This is a genomic window from Desulfotignum balticum DSM 7044 (assembly GCF_000421285.1).
GTDB classification, from domain to species: Bacteria; Desulfobacterota; Desulfobacteria; order Desulfobacterales; family Desulfobacteraceae; genus Desulfotignum; species Desulfotignum balticum.
Window position 1 is genome coordinate 913,488 of sequence record NZ_ATWO01000001.1, and the last position, 19,602, is coordinate 933,089.

17 protein-coding genes are annotated in these 19,602 nt (G+C 48.8%); 3 read left to right on the plus strand and 14 right to left on the minus strand.

Going from position 1 to position 19,602, the window contains the following annotated elements; all coding sequences use genetic code 11:
• Positions 1-43: 43 nt before the first annotated feature.
• Positions 44-787: an orotidine-5'-phosphate decarboxylase gene (gene pyrF / locus K365_RS0104835; RefSeq protein ID WP_034625408.1), complete on the plus strand. Its 744-nt coding sequence runs from the start codon at positions 44-46 to the stop codon at positions 785-787.
• Here the strand turns inward: pyrF and K365_RS0104840 are convergent.
• The 14 genes from K365_RS0104840 to K365_RS27155 all read right to left on the minus strand — a co-directional run bounded on the left by K365_RS0104840 (position 784) and on the right by K365_RS27155 (position 16,317).
• Positions 784-2,004, minus strand: a complete 1,221-nt coding sequence (locus K365_RS0104840) for an aspartate kinase (protein WP_024333725.1) — start codon at positions 2,002-2,004, stop codon at positions 784-786. The genes pyrF and K365_RS0104840 overlap by 4 nt on opposite strands.
• Before the next feature lie 32 nt (positions 2,005-2,036).
• Entirely contained in the window at positions 2,037-2,507 is a 471-nt protein-coding gene (tsaE, locus tag K365_RS0104845; RefSeq protein WP_024333726.1) for a tRNA (adenosine(37)-N6)-threonylcarbamoyltransferase complex ATPase subunit type 1 TsaE, read from the minus strand.
• On the minus strand, positions 2,504-4,069 hold the full coding sequence (locus K365_RS0104850; RefSeq protein WP_024333727.1) for a bifunctional ADP-dependent NAD(P)H-hydrate dehydratase/NAD(P)H-hydrate epimerase: 1,566 nt from the start codon (positions 4,067-4,069) through the stop codon (positions 2,504-2,506). The genes tsaE and K365_RS0104850 overlap by 4 nt, the downstream gene beginning before the upstream one ends.
• 20 nt (positions 4,070-4,089) lie before the next feature.
• A complete protein-coding gene (locus K365_RS0104855) occupies positions 4,090-4,329 on the minus strand; it encodes an RNA-binding S4 domain-containing protein (protein WP_024333728.1) in 240 nt (79 codons plus the stop codon).
• 74 nt (positions 4,330-4,403) lie between these two features.
• Positions 4,404-5,120 carry an NYN domain-containing protein gene (locus tag K365_RS0104860; protein ID WP_024333729.1) on the minus strand — a complete coding sequence of 239 codons (717 nt, stop codon included), beginning with the start codon at positions 5,118-5,120 and terminating at the stop codon, positions 4,404-4,406.
• Positions 5,121-5,241: 121 nt separating this feature from the next.
• Positions 5,242-6,336 carry a ribosome small subunit-dependent GTPase A gene (gene rsgA / locus K365_RS0104865; RefSeq protein WP_024333730.1) on the minus strand — a complete coding sequence of 365 codons (1,095 nt, stop codon included), beginning with the start codon at positions 6,334-6,336 and terminating at the stop codon, positions 5,242-5,244.
• Positions 6,337-6,338: 2 nt separating this feature from the next.
• Complete coding sequence (locus tag K365_RS0104870) at positions 6,339-9,044, minus strand: DEAD/DEAH box helicase family protein (protein ID WP_024333731.1); 2,706 nt, start codon at positions 9,042-9,044, stop codon at positions 6,339-6,341.
• Positions 9,044-9,862: a KilA-N domain-containing protein gene (locus tag K365_RS0104875; protein WP_024333732.1), complete on the minus strand. Its 819-nt coding sequence runs from the start codon at positions 9,860-9,862 to the stop codon at positions 9,044-9,046. The genes K365_RS0104870 and K365_RS0104875 overlap by 1 nt, the downstream gene beginning before the upstream one ends.
• A 30-nt stretch (positions 9,863-9,892) precedes the next feature.
• On the minus strand, positions 9,893-12,157 hold the full coding sequence (locus K365_RS0104880) for a DNA methyltransferase (RefSeq protein WP_024333733.1): 2,265 nt from the start codon (positions 12,155-12,157) through the stop codon (positions 9,893-9,895).
• A gap of 124 nt (positions 12,158-12,281) precedes the next feature.
• Positions 12,282-13,121, minus strand: coding sequence for a hypothetical protein (locus K365_RS0104885; protein WP_024333734.1), 840 nt, complete (start codon positions 13,119-13,121; stop codon positions 12,282-12,284).
• Between the two features lie 94 nt (positions 13,122-13,215).
• The gene (locus K365_RS0104890; protein WP_024333735.1) at positions 13,216-14,874 is read right to left on the minus strand and encodes an ATP-dependent nuclease; all 1,659 of its coding nucleotides are present in this window, start codon (positions 14,872-14,874) and stop codon (positions 13,216-13,218) included.
• A 229-nt stretch (positions 14,875-15,103) separates the two neighbouring features.
• Positions 15,104-15,676: a flavodoxin family protein gene (locus tag K365_RS0104895; protein WP_024333736.1), complete on the minus strand. Its 573-nt coding sequence runs from the start codon at positions 15,674-15,676 to the stop codon at positions 15,104-15,106.
• A 54-nt stretch (positions 15,677-15,730) separates the two neighbouring features.
• Positions 15,731-16,066, minus strand: a complete 336-nt coding sequence (locus tag K365_RS0104900) for a type II toxin-antitoxin system HicB family antitoxin (protein WP_006963692.1) — start codon at positions 16,064-16,066, stop codon at positions 15,731-15,733.
• Positions 16,063-16,317, minus strand: a complete 255-nt coding sequence (locus tag K365_RS27155) for a type II toxin-antitoxin system HicA family toxin (RefSeq protein ID WP_084489743.1) — start codon at positions 16,315-16,317, stop codon at positions 16,063-16,065. The genes K365_RS0104900 and K365_RS27155 overlap by 4 nt, the downstream gene beginning before the upstream one ends.
• 203 nt (positions 16,318-16,520) lie before the next feature.
• Between K365_RS27155 and K365_RS0104905 the strand changes: the two genes are divergently transcribed.
• Both K365_RS0104905 and uvrB read left to right on the plus strand, forming a co-directional pair.
• Positions 16,521-17,588 (plus strand): AI-2E family transporter, encoded by a 1,068-nt coding sequence (locus K365_RS0104905; protein WP_024333737.1) that lies wholly within the window; start codon positions 16,521-16,523, stop codon positions 17,586-17,588.
• Positions 17,589-17,603: 15 nt separating this feature from the next.
• A complete protein-coding gene (uvrB, locus tag K365_RS0104910) occupies positions 17,604-19,601 on the plus strand; it encodes an excinuclease ABC subunit UvrB (RefSeq protein ID WP_024333738.1) in 1,998 nt (665 codons plus the stop codon).
• Position 19,602: the final 1 nt, after the last annotated feature.

Genomic DNA, 19,602 nt, shown 5'->3' on the forward strand with positions numbered 1-19,602 from the left:
ATCCGGGAATTTTGTTAGAAAAAGCAGGATGGAAAAAGGGAAAATGATGAAAAAGACAGGCAAAGAGTATATTGTGTTTCCTTTGGACGTGCCTTCGATGGGAGAGGCACAATCGCTGGTCAGCGTGTTGGGGCCGCATGTGGGCATGTTCAAGATCGGTCTGGAACTGTTCATCTGTGAGGGGCCGGATGTGGTGAAGATGATCCGGGATCAGAGTGCCGCCGGGATTTTTCTGGATCTCAAGCTGCATGATATCAGTGCCACGGTGTTCAGGGCCATGGCCCGGGTGGCGGATCTGGCAGTGGATCTGGTCACGGTGCACACTTGTTCGTCCAAAAAAATGCTGGAAATGGCGGTTCAGGGGGGACAGGGAAACGTGGGGGTCCTGGGAGTGACCCTGCTCACCGACATTGACGAGGAAACGCTTGCCAGCGGCGGATTTTCAGATCAATTTTCAGCGGATCCCATGAAGCTGGTCATGCTGCGGGCCGAGCTGGCCCGTGATGCCGGATGCCGGGGCGTGGTTTGTTCCGGCCGGGAAGCCGCCGACATCAAAGCCCGGTTCGGCAAAGAGTTTCTGGCGGTTACGCCGGGGATCCGTCCGGCCTGGAGCCTGACCCCAAAAGATGATCAGAAACGGATCACCACCCCGGCCCAGGCCATAGCCCGGGGCAGTGATCTGCTGGTGATCGGCCGGCCCATCCGGGATGCGCAGGATCCGGCAGCAGCGGCCCGAAAAGTGATCCATGAAATTGAATCAGCCCTGGAAAACAAACCGTCGGTTTAATTGTCTCCGTCCAGACCAAAGGCGGCATGCAAAGTCCGCACCGCAAGTTCTGCGTATTTGGCCAGAATGACACAGGAAATCCGGATTTCCGATGTGGAGATCAGCCGGATATTGATGTTTTCTTCGGCCAGGGCCTTGAACATGGTGGCAGCCACACCGGAGTGGCTTTTCATGCCCAGTCCGATAACCGATACCTTGGCGATATCCTTGGCTGAAAGCACTTCTTCAGCACCGACCTCTTTGGCCACTGCTTCTGAAATCTGCAGGGCCCGGTCAAAATCATCTTTGGTCACCGTGAACGTCAGGTCGGTTTCTCCGCCGGTGCGGGTGTTCTGAATGATCATGTCCACCATGATTTCCGCATCCGCCAGCGGGCCGAAAATTTTTGCGGAAATGCCGGGCTGGTCCGGCACCCGTTTCAGGGTGATCCGGGTTTCATTCATATCACAGGTAATGCCTGATACCACCGCGCTTTCCATATCCGCGCTCTCATTGACGACCATGGTTCCTTCCTCCTCTTTGAATGATGATCTGACGTGCAAAGGAATATTGTATTTTTTGGCAAAATCCACGGACCGGATCTGGAGCACCTTGGCGCCGAGCACAGCCATTTCCAGCATTTCTTCATAGGAAATCCGGTCGATTTTCCGGGCTTTGGCACAGATTCTGGGGTCTGTGGTGTACACACCGTCCACATCCGTGAATATCTCACACACATCCGCTTTCAGGGATGCGGCAATAGCCACGGCCGATGTGTCGGAGCCGCCCCGGCCCAACGTGGTGATATCCCCGTTGTTATCCGCGCCCTGGAACCCGGCCACCACGCAGATATGTCCCTGATCCAGGGCCTTTTTGACTTTCTGGGCATCAATGTCCAGGATCCGGGCTTTACCCGGGGTCTGGTCCGTGTGAATCCCGGCCTGAAATCCCAGAAACGATCTGGCTTTGTATCCCCGGGATTTGAGCAGGATGGCCATCAATGCCGCAGTGGTCTGTTCCCCGGTGGCCAGCAGTACATCCAGTTCCCGTTTGTCCGGCGTGATTGCCGCCTGCCGGGCCAGAGAAATCAGTTTGTCTGTCACGCCTGCCATGGCAGAGAGCACCACCACCATCTGATCACCGGCTTCATGGGCCTTGATCACCCGGTCCGCCACCCGGGATATCCGCTGGATATCCGCCACGGATGTGCCCCCGTATTTCTGTACTCGAAGTGCCATCAAAAACTCCCAAAAAAAATTGGTTTCACTATTTACGAAAACAAACTGCTTAGCATGTTTGTACCGGTCTGTCCAGAGGCAAAAAAAGATATGACCCGGTGATATGCGGGATCAAATTCAAAGGTCAGTTCCAGGTCAAATGCAAACCGGTCATCCTTGAGCAGGGCCGGCCACTCCACCACAATCACGGCATCAATGCCGGTGAGATCGTCAAACCCGATATGTGCCAGTTCTTCCACCGAGGTTAAGCGGTACAGATCCAGATGGCATAACCGCAATTGATTGGCAGCCGGATATTCATTGATAAGCGTGAACGTGGGGCTGGTGATGGCATAACGCGCATCCACCCCCAGTCCCCGGGCCAGGCCTTTGACAAAAGTGGTTTTACCGCATCCCAGATCTCCGGTCAGGGCAATGGCCACCGGGCCGGTCACGGCCCGGCCCAGGCGAAAGCCCAAATCCCGGGTCTGGGCATCGGTTTGCGTGATGATCTGATGGGTCATGTCAGGTGCCTGTGGATGATTTCAGGAATGGTCCGGATCATGTCTTTTGCCAGAAACCCGAATCCTCCGAAGGTGTCGGCCAGCAGATCCCCGCACAGTCCATGGATAAAAACCCCGGCCAATGCGGCATTTTCCAGAGAAAATCCCTGGGCCGCCAGTCCGGCGATCATACCGGTGAGCACATCCCCCATGCCGCCGGTGGCCATGCCCGGGTTTCCGGCAGGACACAGAAACATCCGGCCGTCCGGCAAGGCGATCAGGGTCTGGGCCCCTTTGAGCACCAGGATGACATTGAATTTCTGTGCAAAGGCCCGGGCCGTGCCGGGCCGGTCGGCCTGGACCTGTGCCGTGGTGATGCCGGCCAGCCGGGCCATCTCTCCGGGATGCGGCGTGAGCACGGCCGGGGACTTCCGGGAGCAAAGCACGGCCGGGTTGTCGGCCAGGCAGTTGATGGCATCCGCATCCATGATCAAAGGAAGGGAGCAGGTTTCCACCAGTGAGGTCACCAGTTTCTGGGTGTCCGGATCCGTGCCCAGTCCCGGCCCTAAGGCCAGAGCCTGCCGGTTTTCAGCCAGGGCCAGAATCCGGTCCAGCCCGTCCGGCGCCAATGTGCCGGATGCGGTTTCCGGCAACGGCACGGTCATGGGCTCCACCACCAGCGTTTCCACCACGGGATTGATTTGTTCCGGTACGCCCACGGTCACCAGACCGGTGCCGATCCGTTTGGCGGCATTGGCGCACAGGGCCGCGGCCCCGGTTTTTCCGGGCGATCCGGCCAGGACCAGCAGGTGACCGAAACTGCCCTTGTGGGTGTTAAACGCCCGGGCCGGGAACAACGGGGCAATGGTTTGTTTTTCCATCACCTGGAACCCAAGATCCTGTTTCCCGGCGGCAAATCCGGGGATGCCGATGTCAATGACCTGCAATTGCCCGGTATATTCGTTGCCCGGATACAGGATATGTCCGGTCTTGGCAAATCCAAACGTGGCTGTGGCCGCCGCGTTGATGCACACCCCGCAGACCGCGCCGGTGTCGGCATTGAGACCCGAGGGGATATCCACGGCAAATACCGGTTTTTTGGTCTGGTTGATGCACTGGATCACTGTTTTAAACATTCCCCGGACATCTGAATTCAACCCGGTGCCGAAAACAGCATCCACAAACAGGTCATGATGTGTCAGCCGGGTTTTTTCCCGGTCCAGTGCGGCGGCATCCGGGATTTCCACCACCGCACAATCCGGAAAATAAGGCAGCAGTTTTTCCACCAGATCCATGTTGGCTTTGGCATCCCCTTTGACCCGGTCCCGGGCCGACAATAGAAACACGGTCACGGGAATCTGCTTTTCCATGAGATACCGGGCCATGACCCAGCCGTCTCCGCCGTTGTTTCCCCGGCCCGCCACCACCGCCACCCGGGTCGCCGGGGTGGGGCCGCAGGTTTCCAGGAAAAACTTCACCGCCCCCCGTCCGGCATTTTCCATGAGCACCCGTCCGGGAATGCCGAACTCTTCAATGGTATACCGGTCCATCTTTTGCATCTGTTCTGCTGTGACGATAAACATGTCTGTTCACTCCATGTATTCTAAGGTTCAGATTTTACAATGGTCAGAACGGCCTCAGGGGTTTCGATCACATCCCCGTGCCGGATTTTTCTTCGCTTCCGGGTTTCTGTCTCCCCGTTCACCCGCACCTGACCGTCCTGAATCCGGAATTTGGCTTCCCCGCCGCTGGCGGCCAGGTTCTCAAATTTCAGGATTTTATGCAGTTCCACGGGTTCCATGGTGATCTCAACCATCCGCCGGACCTTGTTGTCATCTGTCATGATTCATCCTTTCTGAAAAAAGCTTCCGGTCCGCTGTCACCACCGGGCCCCGGCAAGTCTGCCAGAATGGCTGGTCAACTTGATTTTTTCTTTTTTTTGTCTTTAACCAGGTATGAGTTCCCAGGGCCTCTTTTTAACTCAAACAGATCAATGGCCTTGATAAGGCTGCTTAAGTTTTTATAACCATAATTTCTTGTATCAAAAGAAGTTTTATTGGATATATGTGATCCCACCGGACCCAGCGCGGCCCAGCCATTATCTTCTTCCGTCGCTTCTATCGCCTGCCTCAGCAGGTTGAGCAGTTTTGTATCGGATTTCAGATTTTTGGTTTTTTCAGGCACCGACCCATTCTGTTTGGGTGCTGCATCAAGATATAAGAACTTGGAACACGCGTTAACAAATGGGGAAGGGGTTTTCCGCTCTCCAAAACCCAAAACGACCTTACCCTCTGCAAGCGCGCGTGTCACCATGGGTGTAAAATCACAGTCTGATGACACAAAGCACATCACATCGATGTTTTTGGTATACATGACATCCATTGCATCGATGACCAAAGCAATATCTGACGCATTTTTGCCCTTGGTCAGATCATACTGCTGTATCGGCTGTATGGCGTATTCATTCAATAAATCTTCCCAGGATTTAAGGGTAGGGCTTTTCCAGTTACCATACGCTTTTCTGATCGTGACAACTCCGTATTTTGCCACTTCACTGAGTACTTCTTCAAATTTGCTTGCGGGAGCATTATCTGCATCGATAAACAACGCGATTTTTTGACTGTTTTCATTCATTGATAATAGACTCCTTTTTATAATTTACCGCCGGAGTGATCTGCCTGACCGCACAAACCACCCGTCACGCTGAAACGTTTGAATTACTCTGTCACATGCAGCACTAACGCATAAACCCTTTTCATCTCTTAATGTTTTTCTGCTTTTTTCGGTGCATCATCACGGTTTTACAATGTTTGGCAAACTGTTTGTCTTTTTGCCTTTTCTCCACATAGGACATGTCATTGAAAATGGATTCCCGGATCATTTTCATGTAATTCTGGTATCTTTTTTCGGACAAGGTGCCCTTTTTTACCGCCTCTAACACCGCACACCCTTTTTCATTGGAATGAGAACAGTCTTTGAACCGGCACTTTCCGGCCAGCGCGGTGATTTCTGCAAAAGTTTCATCCAGGCCCGTTTCCACGGAAAAATTCTCAAGCTCCCGCATTCCCGGCGTGTCCACCACCATTGCGCCGCCGGTCAGTGTGATCAGCTGTCTGGACGTTGTGGCATGCCGGCCCTTGCTGTCCTTTTCCCGGACGGTTTTGGTCTTGAAAACTGATTCACCGATGAGATGGTTCAAAAGCGTGGTCTTGCCGACACCGGATGATCCTAATAAGCAAAAGGTCAACCCTGGTTTCAGAAGATTCTTGACATGTTCCAGGCCGGATTCATTGTTGTTGCTGAACGGCAGGACCTGCAACTGCGGCATGATCTCATGAATCTGACCGATCCGGCCGGCGATCTCGTCGGAAGTCAGAAGGTCGCTCTTGCTCAACAACACCACCGGCCGGATGCTGCTTTCATTGACCATCACCAGATACCGCTCCAGGCGTCTTAAATTGAAATTGTCATCCAGCGACTGGACAATGAATGCCGCATCAATGTTGGCGGCGATCAATTGAAATTCAATTTTCTTGCCCGGGGTTTTCCGTTTCAGCAGGGTTTTTCTCCGGATGATCTCATGGATGATGGCAAATGTGTTTCCATCGTACAATTTGACCAGCACCCAGTCCCCTACCGCCGGATAGTCCACAGGAGAAGCCGCACTGAACAGCAGTTTTCCCACCAGCTCCGCCGGAACATCATCTAACCCGCTGGTGATGGCATACCGGTCTTTGTGCACCGCAATCACCCGGGCGATCTCAAATTCCGCCGAACGTTCGGGATCGACCTGGTCCTGGAACCATTTTTCAAAGCCGAGTTTTTCTATGGTATGTAAGTTTCTTATCATGATCATATTTTAGACCCATCATCACTGCATTTATACTCCCTAAATCCTGATATCAGGTCTTTGAAACTCCTTGGTTTATAACTCTTGAAGCTTTCTTCATCAACAAACACATAGTCGTAATTGATATCCGTTTGTGCTTTGTTGATATCTTCACACCATTCATGTAACCGTTTCATCTTCAGCGGCACATCAAGGTCTTCAAGCCCCTTTGTCTCAACGATGACAACAGAAGTTGAAGACTGTTTTACAATAAAATCAGGATAGTAATTTGAAATGTTGCCGTCGGCATTCACATAATCAATTTGAAAATGTACAGCCATATAATTTTTTACATAGGAGACGATGTCCTCACATTCTTCGAGAAACGCGGCAAATTTTAACTCGAAGAGACTGTCACCGATGATCTTGTTGAATACACTTTTTTTAGGAACAATGTATCCTTGCTCTTTGACAACAAACGGGCGGGTGTTTCTCAGTTTAATGGCATCTTTTATTCTTGCATCCCCTGTATCCCGGATCGTTAAAGCGTTAATCTCTTTTTTGAACGTATCGATCAAAGTCTTGCCTGCCTCAAGTTCGGACAGATTCCGCAGCGTGTTCGAGCTGTCCAGGACAATCCTGTTTTCAAACAGTTCATTTTGAATAAACGTTTTGACTTTGCCGTACAGGACATCATATCCACTGACCAAACGTAAATCCTTCATGATAATATGAGAAAAATACCCGATGACTGAACGGTAGTCCGCAACCTGACCTGAATCCAGAACAGTCGTATGGTTGATTTCACCGGTTGTAATATCTTTGAAGATGATTTCCCTTTGTTCCTTTTCACTGAATGTTTTGTATTTTACCTTTTTATGCCCGAAACGAGCGGTATCCAGTTCTGTCAGGTTTTTATATTCCCGATAGCTTCTTGGTGAGAGTACAGGGATTTCAATGTCCAGAGCGTCAATATCCTTGGTGGTATTTTCATTGTCAATTTCAACAATAATAGGTGTTTTGGGCTTTGTGCCTTCACCCATTGCCTTGCGCTCAAGTTCCACACCTTCGGATTGAATGGATTCCACAAAATCCATAAACGCATCAGTCCCCACCACACTGACATATTCTTCTACGTTATTTCCGGGATACATTTTGCGCAACCCTCTTCCCAGGGTCTGTTCCGGCAGAATGTTGCTCTTGGCGGAGTAAGCACGCAGCCCCACAATCGTGGTAACATTTTTAACATCCCACCCTTCTTTCAGCATCAATACTGATACAATGGCTTTGTAGGGACTTTTCCAGCTGTCGATCTCATTGGATTCTCTGCGCAGCAGGTCAAGCTCATCTTTTTTTTTCCCGCTTTTGGCCTCGCTGATCTCTCCGTTGTTTTTCGTATGAATAACCAGGACCGCATCTTTTAATTCAGGATATGCGGTTTCCAGATATTGAGCCACATCATCACAATTTTTCGTATCATCCGTCATGACAAACAGGATGGCTTTTTTATCCAGCTTTTCATGTTCTTTGTAGGCCTTGCGCCACTCCTCCACACCCAGATGCAGATAGTCGGCATACTTTTCCGTGTAACGGGAGCTTTTCCGTTCCGACAATTTTGCACGGGATGCGGAATCTGGCAGTACCGGATGTTTCACCACATTCTGAGAGATCGCTTCAACCAATGGATAATCAGATACCGTCTGAACAAAAATGGCACCGTTGTTGTGTTTGGGGGTTGCTGTCACATCCACCTGAAGGGAAAGAAAGCGGTCTTTATGCAGCAGCCTGTGATGAATATCCTCTATGGACTTGAACCAGGCCAGGCGGCTGTCATGAATATGGTGCGCTTCATCGTTGAGGACAACCAGCTCTTCAATATCCCGGACAATATCCCCCAGATCAACCGATGAATCTGTGGTTTTCCCGGAAGGGCGCCTTCCCAGAAAATAATCCATGGTATTTTCATCATCGGCCGACGGCTCCGCATCCGTGTCCGAATAAACCCGGTGGATATTGGTCAAAAAGATATTCCCGGTTTTCCGGGTAATATTGACCTCGTCCTGGATGTGCAGGGTCAGTTGAAAATCATCCCGCCAGTTACGTCCGTCAAATCCGTTATCCGGCAGCACCGGGTCTTCAAAAAAAATCCGCAGTCCGTCAAAATCGGTCCGAATACGGTCCAGGACAATAATATTGGGGGTAATCAAAAGAAAATTACGGGCAAGCTGTGAATCCTCCTCATACAATTTATGGAAGAAGCACCAGGACAGGATCAAGCTCATCACCTTTGTTTTTCCCGAACCAGTGGCCATTTTTATGACAAATCTCTGCCACGATTCATCAAACATGTTTGCAGAAACAGCACCCGATGAATCAAACCGGATCAAGTCGTATTTATCTTTCGTTTTGATGGCATCATAAAGATAGACAACGGTTTCAACCGCTTCCTGCTGGGCAAAATAGTACTGGAATTTTGCCATGGTGCCATCGGATTTGGGCAGCAGATGCTCATGATGAAACCACCAGTTTAAAAGACTGATACTGGTGGTTGATGCGCCGTCATACCCGCGTTCCCGCCATGCCTTGACGTTTATGCGCAATTGGTGCACCAACGGTGGCAGCAGTTTTTCATAGGCGGTTTCCCGCAGCGCTTCATCAGCCGGAAACCATCGGATATCAGGATCAAGAAGCGCATGGGGAGAATCAGGAAAGTCAGGATGCAAAGCCATTATTTTTTGTCCTCTAATTTTTCGATGCCGTGGTCGGCAACCAGCAGTTTCATCTGTTCGATGGCAATGGTATTCAGTCTTTTCAGCCGTTCTTTCTGGGGCATGCCGTCATTGATAAAAAGGGCGTTGAGATTTTCCAGATTTGAAAGGCAGACCAGTTGGGAGACATTGGCATAATCCCGGATATTCCCCTTATGTTCGGGATTTTCATCCCGCCACTGTTTTGCAGTCATGCCGAACAGCGCCACATTCAGCATATCGGCTTCAGAGGCATACACGAAATTGATCTGGTTTTTTGACAGTTCCGGCGGGATCAGGTTGTTCTGGATGGCATCGGTGTGGATGCGGTAATTGATTTTTGCCAGATTCCGTCTAATATCCCATCCCAGCTGTTTTTGTTCTTCCTCTTTGAGCCGCTGGAATTCCTTGATCAGATACAGCTTGAATTCAACGGAGATCCAGGAGGCGAACTCAAATGCGATATCCTTATGGGCATAGGTCCCGCCATACCTGCCCGGCTTTGAAACAATACCGATGGCATTGGTTTTTTGTACCCATTGTTTGACTGTCAGGACAAAGCCGTTTGATCCGCTTTCATTTCTAATGTTACTGAATTCCGTAACATTAAAATCAGGATTGTGGATTTTTTCCCATATACCCATAAATTCCACCGTAAACCGGGTGCTGAGCCAGTGGGAGATAATAAGCCCCGTTGTTTCGGCGTTTTTATACTTTGCAATATCGGTAATGCAGATATAATCCTGCTTATCCCGGTAATAAAGGCTTACTTCCTTGTCCAGAACCTTGATCTTTGCCATCTTCTGTCTCCCCGGCAACTGATTATAGGGTTACACGGTCACCTCAATGATTGTCATGGTATCATTGCCGAAAATATCCACCACTTTCACGGCAATTTTGCGGCGGCCAGGCGGGCATTCTACAAAGGCGCTTTTCAATTCCAGATTCCTGTTTTTTTTGGTCCTGAAGGACTGCCATTCATTTTCAAACACATAATCACCACTCCAGACTTCCTCGGCTTCCCCGGTTTCCGGATTGTTTACCCGCAATATTTCCCGTTTGGATTCAAAATCAAAATCCACAGACCAGTAATCGATCCAGTCCGACCATTTTTGGGTCAGCACTTCACGATTGACAATGCCGTCCCTGTCCTTACTGATCTTGACCACCTGGCCCTTGTCCACGATCACTTTAGATTTTTTGTTGGCCAGATTCACGTCTGCATCTGCAGCATCCTGGGAATAAAACACAGAAAAATCGGTCAGCTCAATGGCAATATGATGTTTTTTCTTCCCCTTGCCAAAATGGGGTTTGACTTCAATAAAAGAAACATCATGAAACACCACCTGGTTCTTTTCAACGGCCCGTTTGTCAAATACATCCCTTGGGATATATTTCATGGCAAGATCAATGCCCTTGGCTTTTGCCTCTTCCTGGATATTGGGAAACAATCCCATCTCAAATTCAAACCCCAGGATATCCACCTTGGTAATATGCTTCTGCCGGCATTCCAGAATGATCTCTTCCACAAACAGTCGGGTCACCGGCAGATTCACCGGCCCCACCGCCACCAGCCGCCCCGCCTTTTTCCCCTGGAAGCAGTTGAACTGGCTGACCCCTTCGGCCCGGTAGGCATGAAGGATCAACTCCAGAAACGCTTTTTCCCTTTCCCGCAACTGCTGCTGTTTTTCTTCTTCCCTCAGATCCGGGTTGATGCCGATATAATGCTGGCGCTCATATTTGCCCAGGTTCAGGATTTCAAAGGCCCGCCAGCTTTTGTTCTCCGCCTTCAGGCCGCGCTGCACCCCGATCATGCGTTTACGGGTTGTGTGGATGGCGAATTTGCCCAAATCGGAACAGATCCATTTCCGATTCAGTTTTTCAGCCACAGCCGCTGTTGTGCCTGAGCCGCAGAAGAAGTCGGCAATGAGATCGCCTTTTTTGGAAGAAGTTTTTACCATTCGTTCGATAAATTGTTCAGGTTTTTGGGTAGGGTATTTTGTATCTTCCAGAGCTTGAGAGTTGATAGGTCTTATATCATCCCAAAGATTTTGTGCTGGTTTCCCCTCACTTTCATCTAAATATTGCTTTCTCTGGATTCGCTGGTTCTTATTATCAGGAAAATATAGTTTTCCCGCCTTATCCCACTCTTTCATTGTATCCAGCTTAAAAGACCAGCCATTAGCTGGAGGTTTATAACCTTTGTATTCGTAAATTAGGGAAGGGCTATAGGATGGGCTATTTATAGCATGTAGCCGGTATCGCCTACCATCTGAATCTTTATATACAAATTTTGTTTTCACATAGTTATCATCATCAGAGTATGGAATGTATTGCTGTTTGAATAAATACTTGTCTGAATTTTTGGCGTAAAAATAAATCGAATCAGTTGAAGACCCAAATTTTCTGCTTTGGTTTAATATGCCAGTCCTTCTTCTCCAAACAATCTCATTAATAAAACAAGAAGCACCAAAGACTTCATCGAGGACCAATTTCATATAGGCGGAGACTCTGTAATCGCAATGTACATAAATACTGCCGTCCTCAGCCAACAGGTCCCGCATCAGCACCAGGCGTTCATAGATCATGCTGATAAAGGAATCTGCTCCTTTGCCCCACGTGTCCCGGTAGGCGATCTCTTCCAGCACACTGGGCTTTTTGGTCAAGGTTTCGCCCCCGATTTCAATGTCCATGGAAAAATCGGCCCCCACATCAAAGGGCGGATCAATATAGATCAGCTTGATGCCGCCCTGGGCTTCAATCTCTTCACGCAGCGATCCGTTTTTCAACGAGGACAGGATCAATTTGTTATCGCCCCAGATCAGCTTGTTGTTCCAGCCCGTGACCTGACGTCCGGTCTGCTGGTGAAAAATGTCCATCTGCAAGGCCCTGTTCTCTTCGGCCCGGGGCTCATCCACCTGCTCAATGACCTGAAAAGGCAGAACAATATTGCAGACATCACCGGTTTTACCGTTCCAAACCAGCTCGACTTCTTTTTTGTCTTCAAACAATAAAAATCGGTATTTCTCAGGCAGGGGTTTTCCTGCCTCAAGATGACGGTTGATGTCCCTTATCTCATTGTCGGTCAGTTTCATTTTCTTTACCTGGTGCTTCTTTTTTTGAGCGTATTTGGTAATTGATATTTTTTATTCCATTGTCAAAATCTGATAGCCTTTGAAAAGACTTCTGTCCTGAACGGTAATTTTGTCGATCAGTTTTTCAAGTTTGTTCTTTTACCGGATGATTCTTAAAGGTCCAATAATATACTGCGTATTTTGCATACGGTAATTCGTTATCAAAAGACTTCATCGCATCTTCTTCTGATCCTCTCATAAGCTTAAAAACTTTTGACATTCGTATGGATAGTGCAATTGATATAAACTCTTGAGAATAATTGAGATTGTTTTGTGAAATCATTTCCATCGTTTGTAAAACATCTCGACCTTTAAATTCGGGTTTTCCGACAGTATAGAGCTTTGTTTTATGTTTTTTGGGTAAAAAATAAAAATCCTTTACTCCTTCATAATGGCTTAACTCATCTCTCCAGTCGATGGTAGCTTGAATCCAATGGTCCTTATCTTGTCGAATCAAATTAATCATATCTTCAATTTCTTTTGATTCAAAAGATTTATTATTTTTTAATTGATTCAGACCTTTAATTATTGAGTCACCCTTGTTCTTGTATGTTCTAGTCGAAATGCAATCGTTACCTAAAATAGGGGGTATTAATTTTGTCAGGATATCCAATGAGCTTTTGATTTGAAAAAAAAATGCTTCCAATTCGAATATTAGCTCAAATGCTTCTTTTACTTCATTTTGATTGATCTGAATTGCTTCAATTGCTCCAAATTGAAATTCTTTTTCAATTTTCCGATAATTGGCTAAATGATATTTAATAGCATGTAATTTGTGCATCAATGATTTTAGATGCTTAAAAAAAGTTTCTTTCTCAGATTCATTTAAACATCCTCCTATATTCAGACGTAGAATTTGACAATATATTTTTCCAATGATTTCTTGGTCTCGCCATAATTTATTAAGAATAGTTCTTTTTGTCATCACTTCTCATCAAATAACGTTGAAAAAAACGCTGCAAATGGAGTTTAGCGGAATTTGCATCCGAGTTAATTTGCCTTGTTGGAAACTGTGCTTACTAACCGACAAGTGCATTTATCTTGGTTGCCAACGGGTTCAAATCTATGTCATTACGTTCAACGTAGAACATTACGTGTTGGGGTTTTCGGTGCTTTTGCCGAGCTGCCGGAATACCTAAAAAATCCTCAAGGTCTTTTTGGAAGGTATCAACCCCCTTGGTAAGAGGGTTAGTAGCTGCTTGTATAGTGACATCTATTGCCGGGTGACGACCATTATCTGCGTCATACAAGACATAGTGCTTGATACCAAAACACTCAAAAAGCCGCATGAAACGATGAATATTAAATTTCCCTATGGTATCCATGATGACCACACCATTGCAGTTGGGTAGTTTCCCTTGATCACGCATATAGGAAAAAAGTGCCGTTTCCGTTGGGCCTTCGACTAAAAGGACTTTTTCTGAAAAAAACGCCGCACTTCTCTTTGAATCTAACCATAGTGCATATTTAACAGCTTCCATATCAGTGAGAAGGTCATCAGTATCAATAGTCATACCTGCCGTTTGCCAAGTTTGCGTATCTTGTTGATTGCTAACCAGCACAGCATCCAATTGCTGATTTGAAATTTGATAGGAGGACGTTTGACAATTATCTCTTTGTAGACGGCAAATTGAAGAAATTTCTCTAATGCTATGAGTCGCGAACAATGGATTGTGGCTTGACAACAAGACTTGTGAACTTCCAGATTTTCCAAGGGCACGTAAGTCTGCACTCAACACACTGATTTGTGTGGGATGTAGAAAAGCCTCTGGTTCTTCAAATAGGATCCAAGTTAATTCCGGAACAAAATCCTTCTTCTTCGCGGAAGGTTTCTTTGTACTATATTTGGCTGCAATACGGATTAGACCATAAATTAAACTTCTTTGAAATCCTTGTCCATAAGAACTTATTGGCTGAGAGGTTCCAAGGTCTTCATCAACTATCTCATGGCTCACAAGTCCTTTAATAATTTCGTCTATACCAACCGGATTGATGTTGAGTTTAAATCCAGCGCCCCAATTAGACAATTCCTCTGAAATGTCGGTTTCTATGGTTTGTATCGAATGCCCTTCAGCCGTTGCTTCGGTTTTAATAGCCCCTTCAAACTGTGAGAATGATGCATTGAGTGCTTGATAAGCGACGGATTGTTCCATTACTTTGGACAAAACCGTATTCAGTAGATCACGCAGGGCCGATGGGCCGGTTAATTTTGTGTGTTCATCTACCTTTGAAACAGCAGGAATGTAAATTATTTCCCCAAACTTTCCTTGGCCTACGTTCTTGAAACCGTAGAATCGTTCATCAGATAGATTCCCACCTATATAAGCGTATGGACCAGAGCGTGCTTTGTTTTCAGCATCTTTTTGGTCAGAAAACAGATAATTTCGGACTCTGAATGTCCGGCGATCGGTTTTATAGTCATCTTTTAGATTAACGAATTCAGCTTGATTTGGTTTAAATTCGATTTCAACCCAAGATTCATTATCTATGGCACCTCTGTGCGGAAAGTCACGACCTTTTTCGAATTTAATTCCCTTGCCGTAAAATGCTCGAATTGCGTCAATAACTGTGGTCTTGCCAGCATTGTTTGCTCCAACAAGCATTCCGCAATCCGATAGAGATATCGTCGTGTCGCAGATAGAACGGAAATTGTGAATTGATATTTCTACCGCTTTCATTTTATCTCCCTTGGTGCCAACAACATAATGTCTTGAACTGTGAATCTTTCATTCAAGTTTTCCGTATCAGTAATCCCCGAATATGTAAAGAAATATTGCCTGCTCGGATTGGATGATCAAGTATGATAAAATGGACATCGGCTTTCAGAATCTTGAAACATGAGGCTTCATCCCTTAGCGGTGTACCATGGTAGAATAACTAAATCGGTTTTTTAAAGGAAATGGAGCACTACACGAGTTTCTCCCCCAACCGCCCCGCTTTTTCCATTAAAGATGAAGCGATTTCCTTTGATTTTTTGGTCCCGGGTCTGGTTATCGTGCCCACGACCTTGTACCCGCCATAGTGAAGGACTTCTTTAACCGCCCGGATTGCGCCCCGGCTTTCCGGAAGAATGACATTGAAAGGCCATGGAGTGGTGCAGGCCGTCACGATGACAGCACGTTTGCCTTTCTGCCTGGGTTCCGGCATTCCCTTGGGGCTTTCCCCCATGAACACCGGCACGTTGCGGTCGAAAAGAAGTTTGAGCGGTGCGCACATATTGCCCCAGTGGGTTGGGGTGCCGATAATCAGTGTATCGGCTTCTTGAATCTTTTTGCCCACCCGGTGCGCATCATCTTCCGGCAGGACGCAGGTTCCTTTGTCCCGGCAGGCCATGCAGGCGGTGCAGAATTTCATGTCAAGTTTGCACACATCGATCCATTCGGTTTCATGTTTGTTGGTGATCGGCTCAGCCACCGCTTTGAGGAGTGTGGCCACGGTGCCGTTTTTCCGGGGACTCCCGTTGAGAATTAATATTTTCATTGTCAGTGTCTTCTTTCAGCAATATCGGCTTTCCCGCCGACTCGTTTTTGATTTTTATGAATGAATTGCATCCCCGAGCAGGTCTTTTACGCATTGATTGAGGCTCTTTCCCTCTGCTGCCGCCCTTGCTGCGATCTGTGCATGCAGTTCTGGGGACACCCGCAAATTGAATTTGCCGGAATATTCTTTCAGCGGTGGAATTCCCTCCTCTTCGCACATTTCAAGAAAAACTTTCAGAGAGGCTTTTCCCTCTTTTTTGAGCGCTTCAATGGTGGTTGCGTAAAAGTCAGCGCCCCCATTGAGTCCTATAAACTCTCCCCGAAATTTGTCTAAAATCGGATCATAATGAATGATCGCTTTATAACCGTTTATCGTCATCAGGTTCATCATGGTGTCACCCCATTTCTTTCCAGCCATTTTCGAATACTTGACACAGCTCCTTTGTCGGTGTCCGGTGATGGATGAGGTCGATGAAAAACTTGAATCTCGCCAAATAGAATCACACCGATTCTCGAGCCTTCCCGTTCTTTGATTGTCGCACCCAGGCCTTTGAATAATGATTCAATATCATACCATTTGATATTCCCGCTGACCGGACGGGAAAAAATTTGCTCCAAAGTCTTTTTGTGCTTTGTTTTCATAGTATATATAGTACCGCTTTTTGGTACTATGTCAATACGCTTTTATGGGATTCTGATATACAATGTCATTATGGATTGCATGGTGCTCTTTTTTGTTTGTGCCTGGGCCGGCTATAGCGAAATTCTCTGTAGGAAAAATGATGGAAAAAAAAATGAAAACAGGATAGACTGCAAAGATTGATTTTAAACGGTTGAGGCAAAGAATGGGTGTAATTAAGGACTGGGTTCGACGGTATTTTTCAGACCCCCAGGTGGTGATTCTGGCAGTGTTTCTGGTGGTGGGACTGGCCACGGTGTTGCTGGCCGGCCGCCACCTGGTGCCGGTGATCGCCAGCCTGATCATTGCGTATCTGCTGGAGGGGTTGATCCAGCCGCTGCAGCGGGTGGGGGCGCCCCGGATGCTGGCGGTGGGTATTGTGTTTCTGGTGTTTTTTCTGGTGCTGCTGGCCCTGTTGTTCTGGCTGCTCCCGGTGTTGACAAGACAGGCCACCCAGCTGCTCCAGGAGGTGCCGGACATGCTCAGTGCGTCCCAGACCCTGATTCTGTCCCTGCCGGAAAAATATCCCAATATTTTCAGTGAGGTGGAGATCGAGAATGTGCTCAATCAGATCCGGCGGGAAGCGGGCCATTTCACGGACCGGATGTTGCGCCAGACCCTGTCGTCGGTGGTGGGGGTCATCACCCTGGTGGTGTATATCGTGCTGATGCCGCTGCTGGTGTTTTTCTTTCTCAAGGACAAGGACCAGCTCATGGGATGGATCCGGCGGCATCTGCCCCGGGAACGGGGCCTGGCCAGCCGGGTGTGGCAGGGCGTGGATGTGCAGCTGGGCAATTTCATCCGGGGCAAGTTCTGGGAAATTCTGATCGTGTGGGGCGCGTCTTACCTGACATTTATTTTCATGGGACTCAGCTTTTCCCTGCTCCTGGCGTTTCTGGTGGGGATTTCCGTGCTGGTGCCCTATATCGGGGCCGCGGTCATGACTTTTCCCGTGGCCCTGGTGGCGTATTTCCAGTTCGGATGGACCGGGGATCTGGCCTGGATCATCCTGGCCTACCTGGTGATCCAGATGCTGGACGGCAATGTGCTGGTGCCGCTTCTGTTTTCCGAGGTGGTGAACCTGCATCCCATCGCCATTATCGTGGCGGTGCTGTTTTTCGGCGGGATCTGGGGCGTGTGGGGGGTGTTCTTTGCCATTCCTTTGGCCATTCTGCTCCAGGGGGTGCTCAGCGCCTGGCCCAGGCGGCCGGACGAAGAAACGTCCGTGCAGTGAAAGGCCTGTAAATCCATGAGTCTGTTTCATCTGAAATCATCGTTTTCTCCCACCGGAGATCAGCCCAAGGCCATTGAATATCTGACACAAGGGGTGAAGGCCAATGAACCCCACCAGGTGCTTTTAGGCGTGACCGGGTCCGGCAAGACATTCACCATGGCCAATATCATTGCCGAAGTGGAAAAACCCAGTCTGATCATTGCCCCCAACAAGACCCTGGCAGCCCAGCTGTACAATGAATTCAAGCTGCTGTTTCCGGACAACTGCGTGGAATATTTTGTGTCCTATTACGACTATTACCAGCCTGAAGCCTATGTGCCTTCCAGCGACACCTATATTCAAAAAGATTCTTCCATCAACGACATCATCGACAAGATGCGCCATTCCGCCACCCGGTCGGTGCTGGCCCGGCGGGATGTCATTGTTGTGGCGTCGGTGTCCTGCATTTACGGGCTGGGGGCTCCGGAAGACTATCTGGATCTGCGCATCACCCTGGCCCGGGATATGGAGATCTCCAGAGATACGCTGATTCGGAAACTGGTGGAGATCCAGTACACAAGAAATGATACCGATTTTCACCGGGGCGTGTTCCGGGTCCGGGGCGACCGGGTGGAGGTTTTTCCGGCGTATGAGGAAGACCGGGCCGTGCGCATCGATTTTTTCGGGGACGTGATCGAGGAGATCTGCGAGATCGATCCCTTGAAAGGAGAAATCCTGACCACGTTTGACCAGACCGCCATCTATCCGGCCTCCCATTATGTGACCAAAAGCCAGACCCGGAAACGGGCTGTGGAGGCGATTTTTGCGGAACTGGAAGAGCGGCTGGCCCAGCTCCGGGCCGACAACCGGCTGGTGGAGGCCCAGCGTCTGGAAGAGCGGACCCGGTATGACATGGAAATGCTCAACGAGATCGGATACTGCACCGGCATCGAGAACTATTCCCGGCATCTCACCGGGCGGAATCCCGGGGAACCGCCCCCTACTTTGCTGGATTATATGCCGAATGATTTTCTGCTGTTTTTTGATGAAAGCCATATTTCCGTGTCCCAGCTGGCAGGCATGTACAAGGCGGACCGGTCCCGGAAACTGACTCTGGTGGAATACGGGTTCCGCCTGCCTTCGGCCGTGGACAACCGGCCCCTGGCTTTTCATGAGTTTTCGGCCCGCACCTCCCGGATCATTTATGTGTCAGCCACGCCTGCGGACTATGAGCTGGAAAAGTCCGGCATCCGTGTGGCGGAACAGATTGTCCGGCCCACCGGGCTTCTGGATCCGAAAGTCCAGGTGAGAGATGCCACAACCCAGGTGGATGACCTGTACCAGGAAATCATCAAACGGGTGGAAGCGGATGAACGGGTCCTGGTGACCACCCTGACCAAACGCATGGCCGAAGATTTGACTGAATATTATGCGGATCTGGGCATCAAGGTCAAATACCTGCACTCGGACATCGTGACCATGGAGCGCATCGAGATCATCCAGGATCTGCGCCGGGGGGTGTTTGATGTGCTCATCGGCATCAATCTGCTCAGGGAAGGCCTGGATATTCCCGAGGTGTCTCTGGTGGCGATCCTGGATGCGGACAAGGAGGGATTTCTGCGCTCGTTCCGGTCCTTTATCCAGATTTTCGGCCGGGCCGCCCGGAACGTGTACGGCCGGGTGATCATGTATGCGCAAAAAGAAACCAAGTCCATGAAAAAAGCCCTGGCCGAGACCCGGCGCCGCCGGAAAATTCAGCAAGCGTATAATGAGGCCCATCATATCGTGCCGGCCACCATTCAAAAACAACTCAACGTGTTTAAATACCCGGCATCGGATACGGCGGGTTCCGGGCAGGAAACGCCTTCGGTGCATGAAGATATTCAAGCCTATGACGGGGATGACATCGATCTGGAAGATCTGATCCGGGATCTGGAATACAAGATGAAAAAAGCCGCAGAAAATCTGGAGTTTGAACAGGCGGCGGTGTTTCGGGACAAGATCCGGCAGCTCACGGACATGGTGCCGTTTTAAC

What these genes read in the sequence shown, in the direction of transcription:
- pyrF (WP_034625408.1), top strand. Translation starts at nt 44, where the DNA reads ATGATGAAAAAGACAGGCAAAGAGTATATTGTGTTTCCTTTGGACGTG.
- K365_RS0104840 (WP_024333725.1), bottom strand. Translation starts at nt 2,004, where the DNA reads ATGGCACTTCGAGTACAGAAATACGGGGGCACATCCGTGGCGGATATC.
- tsaE (WP_024333726.1), bottom strand. Translation starts at nt 2,507, where the DNA reads ATGACCCATCAGATCATCACGCAAACCGATGCCCAGACCCGGGATTTG.
- K365_RS0104850 (WP_024333727.1), bottom strand. Translation starts at nt 4,069, where the DNA reads ATGTTTATCGTCACAGCAGAACAGATGCAAAAGATGGACCGGTATACC.
- K365_RS0104855 (WP_024333728.1), bottom strand. Translation starts at nt 4,329, where the DNA reads ATGACAGATGACAACAAGGTCCGGCGGATGGTTGAGATCACCATGGAA.
- K365_RS0104860 (WP_024333729.1), bottom strand. Translation starts at nt 5,120, where the DNA reads ATGAATGAAAACAGTCAAAAAATCGCGTTGTTTATCGATGCAGATAAT.
- rsgA (WP_024333730.1), bottom strand. Translation starts at nt 6,336, where the DNA reads ATGATAAGAAACTTACATACCATAGAAAAACTCGGCTTTGAAAAATGG.
- K365_RS0104870 (WP_024333731.1), bottom strand. Translation starts at nt 9,044, where the DNA reads ATGGCTTTGCATCCTGACTTTCCTGATTCTCCCCATGCGCTTCTTGAT.
- K365_RS0104875 (WP_024333732.1), bottom strand. Translation starts at nt 9,862, where the DNA reads ATGGCAAAGATCAAGGTTCTGGACAAGGAAGTAAGCCTTTATTACCGG.
- K365_RS0104880 (WP_024333733.1), bottom strand. Translation starts at nt 12,157, where the DNA reads ATGAAACTGACCGACAATGAGATAAGGGACATCAACCGTCATCTTGAG.
- K365_RS0104885 (WP_024333734.1), bottom strand. Translation starts at nt 13,121, where the DNA reads ATGACAAAAAGAACTATTCTTAATAAATTATGGCGAGACCAAGAAATC.
- K365_RS0104890 (WP_024333735.1), bottom strand. Translation starts at nt 14,874, where the DNA reads ATGAAAGCGGTAGAAATATCAATTCACAATTTCCGTTCTATCTGCGAC.
- K365_RS0104895 (WP_024333736.1), bottom strand. Translation starts at nt 15,676, where the DNA reads ATGAAAATATTAATTCTCAACGGGAGTCCCCGGAAAAACGGCACCGTG.
- K365_RS0104900 (WP_006963692.1), bottom strand. Translation starts at nt 16,066, where the DNA reads ATGATGAACCTGATGACGATAAACGGTTATAAAGCGATCATTCATTAT.
- K365_RS27155 (WP_084489743.1), bottom strand. Translation starts at nt 16,317, where the DNA reads ATGAAAACAAAGCACAAAAAGACTTTGGAGCAAATTTTTTCCCGTCCG.
- K365_RS0104905 (WP_024333737.1), top strand. Translation starts at nt 16,521, where the DNA reads ATGGGTGTAATTAAGGACTGGGTTCGACGGTATTTTTCAGACCCCCAG.
- uvrB (WP_024333738.1), top strand. Translation starts at nt 17,604, where the DNA reads ATGAGTCTGTTTCATCTGAAATCATCGTTTTCTCCCACCGGAGATCAG.